The 14,867-nt window shown below is 62.7% G+C and carries 11 protein-coding genes; 2 read left to right on the top strand and 9 right to left on the bottom strand.

The annotated features are described in order from the left end of the window. Window positions 1-37 precede the first annotated feature (37 nt). From AC1DU8_RS04275 to AC1DU8_RS04250, 6 genes are all read right to left on the bottom strand, one after another. The gene (locus tag AC1DU8_RS04275) at window positions 38-1,483 is read right to left on the bottom strand and encodes a DHA2 family efflux MFS transporter permease subunit (RefSeq protein WP_477726465.1); all 1,446 of its coding nucleotides are present in this window, start codon (window positions 1,481-1,483) and stop codon (window positions 38-40) included. A 227-nt stretch (window positions 1,484-1,710) separates the two neighbouring features. Beyond that, a complete protein-coding gene (locus tag AC1DU8_RS04270) occupies window positions 1,711-3,234 on the bottom strand; it encodes an MFS transporter (RefSeq protein ID WP_477727031.1) in 1,524 nt (507 codons plus the stop codon). Then, a complete protein-coding gene (locus AC1DU8_RS04265; RefSeq protein ID WP_477726464.1) occupies window positions 3,231-4,049 on the bottom strand; it encodes a DUF899 domain-containing protein in 819 nt (272 codons plus the stop codon). The genes AC1DU8_RS04270 and AC1DU8_RS04265 overlap by 4 nt, the downstream gene beginning before the upstream one ends. A 57-nt stretch (window positions 4,050-4,106) precedes the next feature. Beyond that, a complete protein-coding gene (locus AC1DU8_RS04260) occupies window positions 4,107-4,484 on the bottom strand; it encodes a VOC family protein (RefSeq protein WP_477726463.1) in 378 nt (125 codons plus the stop codon). Between the two features lie 54 nt (window positions 4,485-4,538). Beyond that, entirely contained in the window at window positions 4,539-5,012 is a 474-nt protein-coding gene (locus AC1DU8_RS04255) for an SRPBCC family protein (protein WP_477726462.1), read from the bottom strand. Next, window positions 4,895-5,365 carry an ArsR/SmtB family transcription factor gene (locus AC1DU8_RS04250; protein WP_457282130.1) on the bottom strand — a complete coding sequence of 157 codons (471 nt, stop codon included), beginning with the start codon at window positions 5,363-5,365 and terminating at the stop codon, window positions 4,895-4,897. The genes AC1DU8_RS04255 and AC1DU8_RS04250 overlap by 118 nt, the downstream gene beginning before the upstream one ends. A 265-nt stretch (window positions 5,366-5,630) precedes the next feature. Here AC1DU8_RS04250 and AC1DU8_RS04245 point away from each other — a divergent pair, with 265 nt between their 5' ends. Next, window positions 5,631-6,032: an EF-hand domain-containing protein gene (locus tag AC1DU8_RS04245; RefSeq protein WP_457282131.1), complete on the top strand. Its 402-nt coding sequence runs from the start codon at window positions 5,631-5,633 to the stop codon at window positions 6,030-6,032. A gap of 50 nt (window positions 6,033-6,082) precedes the next feature. Here AC1DU8_RS04245 and AC1DU8_RS04240 read toward each other — a convergent pair whose 3' ends face one another. After that, window positions 6,083-7,084 carry a transporter gene (locus tag AC1DU8_RS04240; protein WP_477726461.1) on the bottom strand — a complete coding sequence of 334 codons (1,002 nt, stop codon included), beginning with the start codon at window positions 7,082-7,084 and terminating at the stop codon, window positions 6,083-6,085. Window positions 7,085-7,371: 287 nt separating this feature from the next. Between AC1DU8_RS04240 and AC1DU8_RS04235 the strand changes: the two genes are divergently transcribed. After that, window positions 7,372-7,821, top strand: a complete 450-nt coding sequence (locus AC1DU8_RS04235; RefSeq protein ID WP_457282133.1) for a VOC family protein — start codon at window positions 7,372-7,374, stop codon at window positions 7,819-7,821. A 109-nt stretch (window positions 7,822-7,930) separates the two neighbouring features. Here AC1DU8_RS04235 and AC1DU8_RS04230 read toward each other — a convergent pair whose 3' ends face one another. Further along, on the bottom strand, window positions 7,931-13,486 hold the full coding sequence (locus AC1DU8_RS04230) for a PAS domain S-box protein (RefSeq protein ID WP_477726460.1): 5,556 nt from the start codon (window positions 13,484-13,486) through the stop codon (window positions 7,931-7,933). Between the two features lie 366 nt (window positions 13,487-13,852). Continuing rightward, complete coding sequence (locus tag AC1DU8_RS04225) at window positions 13,853-14,791, bottom strand: DedA family protein/thiosulfate sulfurtransferase GlpE (protein WP_457282135.1); 939 nt, start codon at window positions 14,789-14,791, stop codon at window positions 13,853-13,855. Window positions 14,792-14,867: the final 76 nt, after the last annotated feature.

Raw genomic sequence — 14,867 nt, 5'->3', positions numbered from 1 at the left:
GGCCTGAGAGCCAATTTGACGCATAAATCAGCCGTGGCTAGCCGCCGGCTTCCGTCGCCGGGTGCGCGCCCGGCACTGCGGCGCCCGTGCGAAGCAGCACGGCAGCCAGCAAGGCGGCGCAGGCCGCAAACACCGCACCGATGACAAACGCCAGCTGGTAGCCGCCGTTGAGCGCCACCACGGCATCGGCACCTGCACCGGCCAGCGAACCGGTACGCGCCGCCGCCAGGCTGGCCAGCACCGCCAGCCCCAGCGCGCCGCCCATCATGAAGGACGTATTGACCACGCCCGAGGCAATGCCCGACTCGGCCGGGTCCACGTCGCTCATGGCGGCCAGCAACACCGGGTTGAAGGCCATGCCGGCCCCCAGCCCCAGCAGCAGCATGCCGGGCAACACGTCGAGCACAAAGCCGCCGCCCACCGGCGCACGCGCGAACAGGGCCAGGCCCAGGGCGGCCAGCAGCAGGCCGGCAGACAGCGGTGCGCGTATGCCGAAGCGCATGACGATTTTGGCCGACAGGCCCAGCGAGAACGCGGCCATGATCAGGTTGGCGGGCAAAAAACCCAGGCCGACCTGCATGGCGCTGTAGTCCAGCACCAGTTGCATATACAACGCCGAAATAAAGAACCAGGCAAACATGGCCGCGGCCCACAGTACGCCGACCACGTTGGCGGTGGCGACGTTGCGCAGGCGGAAAAGGCCCAGCGGCACCAGCGGTGTCGTGACCCTGGCCTCGATGGCCAGGAAGATCGCCATCAGCACCGCGGCAACGCCCAGCAAACCGAGCGTCTGGCCTGACAGCCACCCGGCTTCGTTGCCGTTGACGATGCCGTAGACCGCCAGCATCAGCGCGGTGGTGACGGTGACGGCGCCCCACACGTCAAGCCGCGCGCCGGTGGCCTGCCCCTTGCCGCCGGGCAGCAGGAACAGGCACAGCGCAAACACGGCGCCGCCTATGGGCAGGTTGACCAAAAAGATCCAGTGCCAGTTGAGCGAATCGGTCAGCACGCCGCCCAGCAGCACACCAATGCTGCCGCCGCCGGCACAGACAAAGCCGTAGACCCCCATGGCCTTGGCGCGCTCGGCCGGTTCAGTGAAGAGGTTCATGATGAGCGACAGCGAAATCGCCGACACCACCGCGCCGCCCAGGCCCTGCACCGCGCGGGCCACCACGAGCAGCACCTGCGAATTGGCCAGGCCGCAGGCCAGCGAGGCCACGGTGAACAGCGTGAGCCCCGCCAGGAACAGCCGGCGCTGACCGTACAGATCGCCCAGCCGGCCGCCCAGCAGCAAAAAACCACCGAAGGTCAGCATGTAGGCATTCACCACCCAGACGAGCGAGGTTTCGGTGAAACCGAGGTCGGTGCGGATGGAAGGCAGTGCCACATTCACGATGGTGGTGTCGAGCACGATCATCAGCACACCCAGGCAGAGCACCACCAGTGCCCACCAGCGCTTTTGGGTTTCCATGTTGTGTGTCATCTGCAGTTTCTCCTCGGTTTCACTGAATATGATGAATTCGCCAGTCCATCTTTGCACTGCATGGGCTTCCCCCTGCCTTCCCGCATGCTATCAAATCAGTAGCTACTTGCGCCCGATGTCATTGGACTTCAGGCTTCTTTCATGATCAAAACAGGCCTGAAAATGGCGCTGGGGCCTGCTGACAGCCTCTTTGAAGCGGGCAAGGCGTCCATCCCGGACTCTCCGGCCTACACGGGCGCGGCGCTGCCACGCGCCTGCCGCAGCATGACAGCGGCCAGGATGGCCGTGCCCAGCACCAGTGCGGCGCTGATGCCGGCGGTAACCTGAAAGGCCTGGGCGTACGCATCGCGTGAAGTGCTGAGCAAGGCCGCACCGCTGGCGCCGGGCAATTCAGCCGCCACTGCCACCGCGCCGCCCAGTGTGCTGCGGGCGGCCTCTGCGGCTACGGCCGGCACACCGCTGAGCACAGTGTCCTCCATTGCATGGCGGTAGACCCCCGTCACCACGCTGCCCAGCACAGCAATGCCGAGTGCGCCGCCAAACTCCGAGCTGGTTTCTGAAATCGCCGCAGCCGCACCGGCGCGCTCAGGCGGTGCGGAGCCGACGATGAGGTCGGTACCCAAGGTCACGACCGGGGCCAGGCCCAGCGAAAAAATCACGCTGCCGGTGACCAGCGTGGCCAGGCCCGAGGCGCCACTCACCTGCGTGAGCACGCCAAAGCCCAGAAACGCCAGCGCCAGCCCGCCCGTGACGGCCAGCCCGGCGCGGATGCGCCGCGCAATAACAGGTGCCAGCATGGAGCCCACCACAAAACCCAAGGCCGACGGCACGGACCACAGGCCGGCTTCCAGCGGCGACAGGCCAATCACCAGCTGCAAATACTGCGCGATGAAAAGAAAAGCGCCAAACGCGCCGAAAAAGCAGAAGGTGTTGATGGCCAGGGCCGCGCTGAATGCCGGCACACGAAACAAGGCCAGGTCAATCAGCGGGCTGGCCAGTGTGCGCTGCCTGCGCAGAAATGCCGCGCCAATCGCCAGCCCCGCGAGGATGCAGCCCGCGGCCAGCCAGCCCGGGCCGCCTTCCGCGATGCGCTTGAGGCCGTAGATGACGGCCAGCACGGCCGCCAGTGACTGCGCCGCACTCAGCAGATCCAGCCGGCCGGCATCGGGGTCGCGGTATTCGGGCAGTAGCACCGGGCCCAGCACCAGCAGCAGGACCATCACGGGCACGCTGACCAGGAACACTGAGCCCCACCAGAAATGCTCAAGCAGGACACCGCCCACCAGCGGGCCAATCGCGCCGCCTACCGAGTAGCTGGTGATCCAGACGCCAATGGCCACGGTGCGCTCGCCGGCGTCGAGGAACATATTGCGTATCAGCGAAAGTGTGGAAGGTGCCAGCGTCGCCCCGGCAATGCCCAGTAGCGCGCGCGTAGCGATCAGCATTTCAGCCGTGGTGGAAAACGCCGCCAGCACCGACGCAGCGCCAAACGCGGCAGCCCCCATGAGCAGCAGCCTGCGCCGGCCAATGCGGTCGCCCAGCGTGCCCATGGTGATGAGCGAGCCGGCAATCATGAAGCCGTAAATGTCGACCATCCACAGCAGTTGCGCGCCCGTGGGTTTGAGGTCGGCGCTCAGGTGCGGCACCGCCAGGTTCATCACGGTGAGATCCATCGAATACAGGAGGCACGGCAACGCGATGACGGCCAGCCCGATCCAGTCGCGCCGCGTGGCTTTGGGCGACACCGTCATGCGGCGCCGGCCTCGGCGTGACAGCACGCGGCCGCGGGCTGGCTGGCCGGTGCGCCGTGGCCCGCGTGACCAGTGCCGTATTTGTCATGGTGACGCACCCAGGCCATGGGGAAAGGCAAGCCGCCTTCATCGCGCCCTTTGGGGGTGAGGTCCATATAGCTGTAGGCGCCCACCAGCGTGTCCGCCCCGCGGGCGTAGCTGGAATAGGTGTGAAAGATGTTGCCCTGGCCATCCTGGTAAAACACACTGATCCCGTGCAGCTCTTGCATGCCGGCGCCCTCGACATCGTTCATGCGGTAGTTGTAGTCAAACTTTCCGCTGGCCAGCTCTTCGGGCGTGAAGGAGACGTGATAGTCGTGGTTGAAGTCATTGCCGAAGGACGACACCCACTTGAAGCGCCAGCCCATGCGCCGGCGGAACGCAGCCAGGTCGGGTTGCGGCGCGTGCGACACCACAGCCAGCGTGATGTCGCGCTCTGCCAGGTGCGGCAAGGCGCCGTCGATGTGGTCCGAAAGGAAGGAGCAACTGGGGCAGCCTTCCTTCCAGCCGGGACCGAACATGAAGTGATAGACCACGAGCTGGCTGCGCCCCTCGAACAAACCAGCAAGGGTTTCCTTGCCCGCGGGGCCGTCGAACACATAGGGCTTGTCGACCTTGAGCCAGGGCAAGCGGCGCCGCTCGGCGCTCACCAGATCCCGGTGGGCGGTGAGTTCTTTTTCACGGGCCAGCAACAGCTGGCGGGCGGCAAGCCATTCGTCTTTGGATACCACGGAGTGGAAAACGGCGTTGGCAGCGTTTGCGGGGGTTGAAGTCACGGCGGGCTCCCTGGATACGGTCAGTTCAGTGAAGGGTCGAGTTGCTGGAACGGTGGCCTATTGGTTCAGGATGTGAAGGATGTTGCCGTCCGGGTCCTTGAACCAGGCGCCTTTGAAGTCGCCCGCTATGTGCGCATCGCCCTGCCGCGTCATGCCGAGCATGTCGTAGTGCTCAAACACAACGCCTTTGGCCTTCAGCGCTTTCAGGATGTTGTCGAACTCGTCGCCCACACCCCAGGTGGCGGATGTGGCCTTGTTGGTTCCGGCGAATGAGGAGACATACACCACCAAAGTGGCGGTGCCGCTCTGGTAGGTGAGCACGCCCTCCTCGGCGGTCTCAAGCGGGGTGAGGCCGAGTGTGCCTCCATAAAATTTCTTCGCCGCCGCAAGGTCCTTGACGGCGATGGTGGCCATGGCGTTTCGGTTGGCAAGCATGGTGCGTCTCTCCTGGGGTTGGGGCTGAACAGCGGTGGTGGTTTGGGGTGACTTTCAGGTCACAGCCGATGAAACAAACAGTTTGTCGAGCTTGAGGAAAGCGCCGGCCCAGCCCTCGTTGTGGCTGTCGCGTGCGGCCAGGTCGTAGAAGCGCTCATGCTTGAACACCAGCTCGGTGCCGGCCCCGGAAGGTTTGAGCGAGACCGTGACCCGCGACACGCGTTCCGGTGTGCTCTTCCAGCCCCAGTCAAACACCAGCTTGCGGTGTGGTTCGACTTCGAGGTAAGTGCCGCTCACGTCGTGTGTTTCCCCGCCCGGCACGCCGAACTGGATGTGGTAGCGGCCGCCCACACGCACATCCATGTCGGCAATGGTCACCACGCCGGCCGGGTCGGGGCCGAACCACTGCGCTAGTGCTTGCGGGTCGGTCCACGCGCGCCAGACTTTTTCGGGAGCGACGGGGTAGTGGCGGGTGATGTCGACGGACGGGCCGGCGGACGGTTTGCCTTGCGCTGTGCTTCTTTCCATGGCGGGTTCAACTCCTCTTGCTGGTAAAGGTAGCGGCCCAGCGCGTCAAGGCGCTCGGACCAGAATTTCTCGTAACGGGATAGCCACATGGCGGCCTCCTGCATGGGCTCGGGTGAAATCGCCAGGTTGACGACGCGGCCATCCTTGGCGCGGCTGACCAGGCCGGCGTCTTCCAGCACCCGCAGGTGCTTCATGAAACCGGGCAGGGACATGCCGTGCGGCTGGGCCAGCTCGCCGACGGACAGGTTGCCCTGTTCCAGGGCCTGCAACACCTTGCGCCGCGTCGGGTCTGCCAGTGCGGCAAATACGGCGCTCAGGGTCTCTTCTTGCGCATCATTTTTATACTTAACCATTTAGCTTAGTATTTGATAAGTAATGGGGCTTGTCAACCCGGTTGGCCCGGGAAATCTGTTTCTTTATGTACGCACGATTTGTGGACGGGCCGCCGGAGTGAAGCGCTTTTTTTTTGAGCGTGCAAATAAATGTGTCGGCTTGCACCTACCCTGTAAAGCGGCGAAACACCCTGCAAGTTGGCTGGCACTGAAACCTGAATTGACATCCAATCAGGGTATGAACCATTCACCTCATTCACCTTTCACGACCCCGTTCACGACCCCGATGATTTTGTCCAGCCCGCAACAAACCTTCCCTACGCCCGGCCGCCGTGTGGCAGTCCGCTACGTGGGTGCAGTGGCGCTGGCCCTGGCCGCAGCAGCCATGCTTTACACCCCACGTGGGCATGCGCAGGCTACAGACCCGGCCGCCGCTGCGTCGGCGCCTGCGGCCGGTGCATCGCAACCCTCCGCTGCCGCGGCTTCCCCCACTCCCAAATACGCGGCCAGAGACCTTGAGCGCGCGTTCAGTTTCATGGACAAGGACAACAACGGCAAAGTCAGCCGCGATGAGGCGTCCAACTTTCGCGGTGTCTCCAAACACTTTGACGAAGCCGACACCAACAAGGACAACATGCTGTCGCGCGAAGAATTTGAACGTGCCATGAACGGGCCGAAACCCCAGTAAACGACGCGCCGGCTTGCGCAAATGGTGATGCGGGAAATGGCTTGTGAAAGCTATTTTTTCCGGTAAACATACCAGGCCGCGAAGGCGGTGAAAACGCCAATGATCCCCACGATCACCATGAAGCCGTGGGGATGCTCGGCCAGGGGGATGCCGCCCACATTCATCCCCAGCAGGCCGGCAACAATGTTGATGGGCAGCGCCAGTACCGTGACCATCGTCAGGATGAAGACGCTGCGGTTGGTCTCCTCGCTGACCTGCGCGGCAATTTCCTCTTGCAGGAGCTTGATGCGCTCCTTCAGCTCGGACATGTCCCGGATGGTCAATGAGAATTCTTCCGTGGCCTGCCGAAGCTCCTCGAGGTCGTGCTCGCTGACCCATGGCGGCGGCAGCCGCTGCAGGCGGAAAAGCGCACCGGGCTCCGGCGCGAGCAGCCTTTGCAGCCGCACCAGCACACGCCGCAGCTTGCCCAGGTCAGCCCGGCGGTTGTGCAGCCGGCCGATCAGGAATTTGTCTTCCACCACATCCACCTGGACAGTGGCGTCACGCACGATGCGCACCAGCACATCGCCCTGCTCGCGCAGCAGCTGGTTCAGAAATGACACCGATGACGCCAGCGGCTTGCCGTTCTTGATGGCGTCACGCATGCGGTCGATGGAACGCAGGGGATGGGAGCGCGCGCTCAGCGCCATATGGGGCGCCACGTTCAGCCACAGGCTGGACATCTCAGCCGGGTCAAACGCGAATTCATACGCCACGTCGTTGACGACAGCAATCAGTGTGTCGTGCGCATCTTCTATGCGGGTGGATCTTGAACCCGCATGCAGAGCCTCGAAAAACTCGGGTACCGCGTGCAGATGCTTGCGGATGCTCGCCTCCGCCGCGGCGTCACTCAGGTTGAAGTGCAGCCAGACGAAATCTGATTTTCCCTTGGGGCTTTCGTCCTGCAGCCAGGCGGCCGCCTCCAGAAGATCTACCGGGATGCCGGGCGCGCCGTTTTCAAACCTGTAACCGCAGAGCAGGCCGGTTCTGTCGGCGCCGTAAGTGATGTCCATTCAGAAGTGGCGTGAAGTAGGCGAGAAATGGGGTGAATCGGACACGACAGGCACCGGCAGCCGGTATCCGGCGACCTGCCCCGGGCAGTGGCGGTCATACAGTGTGTTGCCTTTGCATGACGGTTCGGTGACAGCGGCGTGACCGCGTTCTTCAGGCGCCTGGCCGGGCGGTGCATGCCCGCAGCACGCCGGGTTGTCACTGAGCTCCAATGCGCCTCATAATTTCAGGACCGGCTGGCAGCACCTCAGGCCTCGCCTGGTTCCTTCACATCACCGACGGAGACGATATGGCCACCCACGAATTGTTTGCCTACCTTCATGTCAAAAATGCTGCAAAGGCCATGGCGTTTTACATCTCGGTTTTTGGTGCCACGGAAAAATTCCGGCTCACAGAACCCGATGGCCGCATCGGCCATGCCGAACTGGACTTTGACGGCGCCACGCTGATGGTGTCGGAAGAATTCCCGGAGTACGGCACCCGGGCGCCGGATGCCGGCGCGCCGGCCACCGTCACGCTGCATCTGCATGTGGACAACTGCGATGAGGTGATTGCGCGTGCGCTGAAAGCCGGCGCCACGCTGGAAATGGCGGCGCAAGACCAGTTTTATGGTGAGCGCTCGGGCAGCTTTCGCGATCCGGCAGGCTACCGCTGGAGTGTGGGGCACAGCATTGAAACCGTGTCGCCAGAGGAAATGCAGCGCCGCTATACCGCGTTGATGACCACGCCTTCTGCGTGAATTTGCTATGAAAAATATAGCTGCTTGCGCCCGCCAGTAAAGGCTAGATCCCGGATTTATTCACTAGCGCGCCAGGAACCCCGTAGCCTGCCGCGGGCCCGGTACAGGTTCAGGCTTCGTCCGTCGGCGATCCCGCAGAATTGCTTTGCCCGAGCACGCGCCGCAAGGTTTCGAGGAGCTCGGTGTTGGAGGTTTTGGCCTTGACCAGCACGGCGGCTGCCCGTGTGGCCTGAAGCCTGTCCACCTCCAGCGCCGAGAAAATCACCACCGGCGGCGGACCGTCCATGGCCTCGACGTCCTTGAGCAAATCCCAGCCGGAGCCGCCCGGCAGGCTGAGGTCCAGCAGGATCAGGTCGAAGCGCTGTTCCTTCAGCCTGTCGCGTGCTTCCTGCACCGTGTCGGCAAAGACGAAGGTCGCAAACCCCTGGGCAATGGTCGCTGCGATGCGCTGGATGTCCGGATCGTCTTCAACATGCAGGATGACGGCGCGGGCTTCGACCGAACCGGCAATGGCGCGCCGCACGCCCAGCACGAGCATGTTCTCGTCGATGGGTTTTTCCAGCCAGTCCGATACGGTCAGGGACTGCTCGTTGAACTGGATCCGCCCCTCGGCCGCCGAGGCCGACACCACCACGATCGGCACGTCGCGTGTATGCAGCTGGGCGCGCAGCGCCCTGATCAGCGCAATGCCGTCCTGGTCGGGCAGCTTCAGGTCTATCGTGACGGCGGCATACCGCCTTTTTGCCAGCTCCGCGACGGCCTGCCTGGCTGTGTACACCATTTCGGTGTCAAAACCGCCCTTGTCGAGCATCATGCTGATCAGGCGGGAGATGTCCGGGTCGTCCTCGCAAATCAGGACACGCGGCCGCTGTTCGACCAGTGCCGAGAAACCGGAAGTACGCTCCGGCGAATCCACCCATTCGGGCAGTTCAAAGAAGAAGGTGGTGCCGACGCCGGCGTCGGTATTAAAACCGATGCTGCCGCCCAGGCGCTCGATGATGGCCCGTGAAATATTGAGGCCCAGGCCCGTGCCGCCCTTTTGCCGTGTATCGGAGGAGTCGGCCTGGGAGAATTTCTGGAAGATACGGTTGCGGAATTCCTCCGGAATACCGGGCCCGTGATCCCGTACCTCGACGCGTATGCCCGTCTCGCTGCGTGCCACGTGAATGTCCACCGTGCCGCCTTCGGGGGAGAACTTCATCGCGTTGGACAGCAGGTTGGTCACCACCTGCGTCAGCCGGTCGCTGTCGACCCTGACCTGCAGGTCTTCATCGGGAAATTCGAGCTGCAGATGCACATTCTTCGCCGCGCCGTAGCCTTCGTTGGCGGCCAGCGCCTGCTCCAGCAAAGGCCTGAGTTCGATGGCCTGGAAATCCAGGGTCATCTTGCCGGACTCGATCTTCTCGATGTCCAGGATGTCATTGATCAGCCGGATCAGGCGCTCACAGTTGGTCTTCGCGATGCCCACCAGCGTCTTGACGGCGTCGGGCAGCTGGCCGGCAACACCACCGGAGATCAGGCCCAGCGAGCCCCGGATCGAGGTAAGCGGCGTGCGCAGCTCATGACTGACCGTCGAGACAAATTCACTCTTCATGCGGTCAATGCGCTTGAGTTCAGTGACGTCATTGGCCAGCGTGTAGAAACCGATCACCTTGCCTTCGTCGTCGCCGTCGCCGTAGCGCGGGAAATAATTGATCACGTAGTCGCGCGTGCCGCCGCGGGCGGTTTTCTGCGATCGCTCGTAGACCACCGGGTAGCCCTGCAGCACCTCTTCCACCCGGGGCTTGATCAGGGCGTACATCTCATCGCCCACGATGTCCCGGATGGTCTTGCCTTCGAGCTGCGCTTGCGTCATGCCGAAGACTTCCTCGTAGGCCCGGTTATGGAAGCGCAAGCGCTGATCGGCGTCGGCGTAAGTGATCCAGGCCGGCACGGTGTCGGTGATTTCGCGCAGCTGCGCTTCGCTGGTGCGCAGGGCCTCGGTGACACGGCGGATTTCGGTGGTTTCGCGTCCCGTGCCGCGGTAACCGGTGAATTTTCCGTTGGCGTCGAATTTGGGCACGCCGCTGATGCTGAAGTAGTGCAGCCGACCCTTGGAGTCGCGCCGGGTACTTTCAAGGTCGCGGAAAACCTCGTGCCGGGCTATCGTGGCCTTGTACTCGGCCAACGCACCGGCTTCGATGTTGATGTAGTCGAGCTCCCAGGCAGTCTTGCCATGGGCCGCTTTCGGGATGCCCGAGGTGCTTGGGGCTTCGCCGGGAACTTCGACGAAGCGGAAGTTTTCGTCCTGCTCCCAGAACCAGTCGGAGGCCAGCGAGGTGAGCGCGCGAAAGCGCTCCTCGCTTTCACGCAGAACCTGCTCGGTCTGCTTGCGCTCGGTGATGTCCTGGATCTGCGCGATGAATTGAAGCGGCTTTCTGTCCGCATCGCGCACGAGGGAGCAGCTCATGTAGCCCCAGACAGTGCGGCCGGACTTGTGGATGTAGCGCTTTTCGACGTGGAACGATTCGATTTCACCGGCCAATGCCCTGCGGCGCTGCTCCAGGTCCCAGGCAATGTCGTCGGGATGGGTCAGGTCATGGATGGTGCGCGACAGCATTTCCGCTTCTGAATACCCCAGCATCTGGCAAAAAGCGGTATTGACCTTCAGCCGGCGCGAGTCGATGCCGATCAGCGTCATCCCGATGGCCGCATGTTCAAACGCATTGCTGAATTGCTGGTCACTGACCGTGAAGACATCGTTGTCCGTGCTGATGGGGCCGGCCCCCTTGGGACTTACTTCTCCGGCGTCCTCGAACGCACTGGCGCCGCCGTCCGTCAGCGCAACGCCTGAGTCGTCAAACACGTCCCCCTCAGCCGGCATGGCCCCGGCCTGCTCGCCTCCGAGCGTGAAATAAAAGGTACTGCCCTCACCCACCGCCGACCTGGCCCAGATTTTTCCGCCGTGACGGGTAATGATGCGTTTGACCGTGGCCAGCCCGATGCCGCTGCCGGCAAACTCTTCCGGTGAATGCAGCCGCTCAAAGGTGCCGAAAAGCTTGTCGGCATAGGCCATGTCGAAGCCGGCACCGTTGTCCCGCACAAAGTAGACCACCTGGTCCTCGGCCCCTGCTTCTTTTCCGACCAGGATTTCGGTGTGCGGTTTTTTCGAGGTGAACTTCCATGCATTGGCGATCAGGTTCTCCAGCACCTGACGCAGCAAGGCAACGTCCGCCCGGCCCCACAGGTTGGGCTCGACGGTGATCCGCACCCGCCGGTCTGGATCGTTTTCCGTCCATTGCTTGATGATCTTGGCCGCCTCGGTGCTGATATCGACAGACTCCCAGTTCAGGCTGGTCCGCGACAACTGGGCCAGGGACAGCAAACCGTCGGTCAGCTCACCCATGCGGCGCACACTGCTGCGTATGCGGCCCATGAAGTGATGCGCGCGCTCCCCCGATTCAGGTGGAACCGCTTTTTCAAGCAGCGCACAAAATCCGTCGATGGTGCTCAACGGTGTCCGCAAGTCGTGCGCCACGGAGTATGAGAAGGCCTCGATCTCCCGGGTGGCGACTTCCAGCTGGGCGGTCCTGCGCAGCACGCGCTTTTCCAGGTTGACGTTGAGCCGGACGATTTCCTGCTCCGCCTGCCGGCGTTTGCTGATGTCGGTAATGGTGCTGACATACCCCGACGGAGCGCCGTTCCCGTCCACCAGGGGCTGCACGTTGATCAGTGCCCAGAACTCGCTGCCGTCGGGCCTGCGATGGCACACCACACGGTTCAGTTGTGGCTGGCCGGTACGCACGGCGACAACACTGGGCCACTCTTCCCTGGGCATTGGCGTGCCGTCTTCGCGGAATCTTTGCCATTCCGGCTCGACCGAAGTCTGGCCTTTGAGCTGGGCCAGGGCCAGGCCGAGGATGCGCTCTGCACTGGCATTGCAATCAACGATATGCCCTTGGGCGTCCCGCAGGATCACACCTTCGGCCAGCGCACCCACAACCGCCCGGAAGCGGGCCTCGCCGACCCGCAGCGCCATCTCCACTTCCTTGCGCGACGTGATGTCGGCGCCCACACCCCGATAACCCGCAAAGGTTCCTTCGTCGCCAAACACCGGTTCCCCGCTGACGCTGCGGTAAACGACGCTGCCATCTTCCTTGGTCAGCCGGTATTCAAAATTGCGGAACGGCAAATGCGCCTGTAACACCGCCTTGTGCTCGTCCCATGTACCGACAAGCGGCGCAGCATTGGGGAGGTCCCATCGGCATTGCCCCTCTCCAATGACCTGGGTTCCCAGGGAGAAGCGTTGCGGATCATTGGAGACAAAGACGTTGCGGAAATTTGTATCCTGTTCCCAGTACCAGTCGGACGAAAGACCGGTGAGGCTGCGAAAGCGCTCTTCGCTGCGACGCAGTTTGGCCTCGGCCTCAAGCCGCGCGGTAATGTCGGTGCCCACGCCGTGATAGCCGGTGAAGCGGCCGTTGGCATCCACCATGGGCTCCCCGCTGATACACAAGGTCACACGCCTGCCGTCTTTTTCTTCGCGTTCGTATTCAAAGTTGCGGAAGACTTCGTGGCGTTCCAGCAGGGCCCGGTGGTTGGCCCAGAGCTCCTTGTTGACCGGGCTGTGGTCGATCTCCCAGCGTGTCTTGCCAAGATGCTCATTGATCGCGCGCTTCGCTTCGTCCGTGTTGCCACCGGACAACTTGGTGAACCGGAATTTTTCATCCGTCTCCCAATACCAGTCGGACGAAAGGCTGGTCAGGCTGCGGAATTGGCGCTCGCTGCTGCGCAGGCGCGCTTCGTCGGCCAGCTGCTGGGTGATGTCTTCAGCGATGACCAGGACATGCGTCACCGCACCGCTGGAATCCTTCAGCGGGACCTTGCGCATGTGGACATGAATAGCGCCCCTGTGTCTTGTGTAGGTAAGCCGGTCAGGGAACTCCTGCTTCTCGCCTGAAGCAATCAGGCTCAGATCCGCCGCGTACATATTGTGAGCATGGGCCTTTGGCCAGAGATCATGAACCGTGCGGCCCAGCGCTTCTGCGCTGGTGACACCGTACAGCTCTTCTGCGGCCCGGTTCCAGGCCAGGAAGCGGTGGTCCGTGGCGGATTTCAGGTGAAGAGCGACCGGGAGGTTCTCAACGATGTCATCGAGCAGGCGGGCGACCTTGCGTTCTTTTTCTTCAGCACGCCTGCTCGCCGTGACATCGCGTGTGATGCCCCGGTACCCCACGAACTCCTGATGTTTGTTGAACACCGGCACACCGCTGATGGAAAAATAATGCGCGACGCCGTCGTCCAGAACGCGGATGTATTCGAAATCGCGGAAGGGCTTGCGTGCAGCCAGCACGGCGCGGTGGTCTTCCCATGACATGGTGACCGGCAGGGCGCCAGGCAGTTCCCAGCGGCATTTGCCGACGGAACTGTCGAGATCCTCATCTTGTGACTTGTTGCTGTACTCGGCAGTGAAGTCGGTAAAACGATACTCCGCGTCCTGCTCCCAGTACCAGTCCGCCGAGATGGTGGCCAGGCTGCGCAGCCCGCTGATGTCGTCCTTCAGCGCCTGGACCAGGCGCTGCTGTTCCACGATTTCAAGCTTCAGCGCATCATTGGCGGCCGCCAGCGCAAGCGCTTCGGCCTGTATGCGCTGCTGGGACTGCTCTGCCGTCTCGTCGCGTTTCATCGCGGCACCTGACCTGTAACCGTGCCGGGCCGACGCGGCAGGGGCACGGGCGCCCCCATCAGGCCAGGCTCACGGTGGACTGCGGTGAATGCGCTTGGCAAACTGGGGTTCATCCGCCGGTGGTGACTTTCTTTGCAAAGGTGAGCGGCTCCATCAAGACCCGCTTTCCGTAGCTGCCGCCCTGCAAGTGTGTAATGCTGCATTTAATTGCACTATAGGACAACACCCTGATTTCTTTTGGCCGTGCCTTCGATTAGATTGGCCTGGTTTTTGCATACTTAAGACCTCCTATGACGGCAGTTAATAGGTCCTCGGAATTACATGAATTGCCGGTTCGGTATTTGGCAATTATTACCACCACTCCACTCAGGCAGTCTGGGGGTATTCCAGCGCCAGCCCCGCCGCCTGCCAGGCATCAATCCCGCCGTGCAACGGCCTGACATTGCTGAACCCGGCCGCCATCAGGCGCTTGGCCACCAGGGCTGCAGAAGCATCGTTGGGACAAGCGCAATAAACGACCACGGCGACATCGTGCGGGATGTCAAGCGATGCCCGGGTTCGGTCCAGGTCCGACCAGACCAGCGCGCCGGGAATGATGCCGCCGCCGGCGCGCGCCAGTTCCGTGCGCACGTCCAGGATGACGGCAGGCTTGTTCTGCTGTGTGAGCTGCAGCAGCTCCTGCGGTGAAATGCGGGCCATGCGCAGCTGCCGGTAAAAGCGCTGCCGCTGCCACCATTTGTGCGCCAGGAAGAGCGCAAACGCAGCCAGCAGCACCATCAGCCCGATGCGTCCCATCTGCTCGAAAATGGCCAGCACGTCGGCCACCGCGTCATGAAAAATCATGCCGATCCCCACACCGGCACCGGCGTAAAGCGTTGCGCCCAGCGCATCAAAAACCAGAAAGCGGCCGAAGGGAATGCCGGTGCGTCCGGCCAGCGCTGTGGCGAGCGAAGCAAACCCGGGAATGAACTTTGCCAGGATGAGCGACTTGACACCCCAGCGCGTGAAGATGGATTCGGTTTGCCGCACGCAGGAGTCGGGCGACAGCGAAATGCGGCACAGCGTTTTCAGCACACGGCTGCCGTAGCGGTGGCCGGCCCAGTACCAGACGCTGTCCGCGGCCAGGCAAGCCAGCACGGCGGTGAAGATAAGGCCTGCTGCGGAGTATTGGCCGTTAAAGCTCAACGCGCCGGTGAGGATCAGCACCGGATAGGCCGGAATCGGCAAGCCGAGCTGTTCCAGCCCGACATTCAGGAAAACGGCGGCGAGCCCGTAGTGCTCGAGCCACACAATGATCTGTTCCATGGAGTCGCGTTACTTTCTGCGGGGGTCGTTGCGGGCTGCAAAGCCGTTCAGCTCCGCTTTTGTTGCCCATTGATGC

It is taken from the genome of Polaromonas sp. P3_A5 (assembly GCF_056403055.1).
The sequence above is the reverse complement of the archived record's forward strand: the minus strand, read 5'-3'. Positions and strand labels throughout refer to the sequence as shown.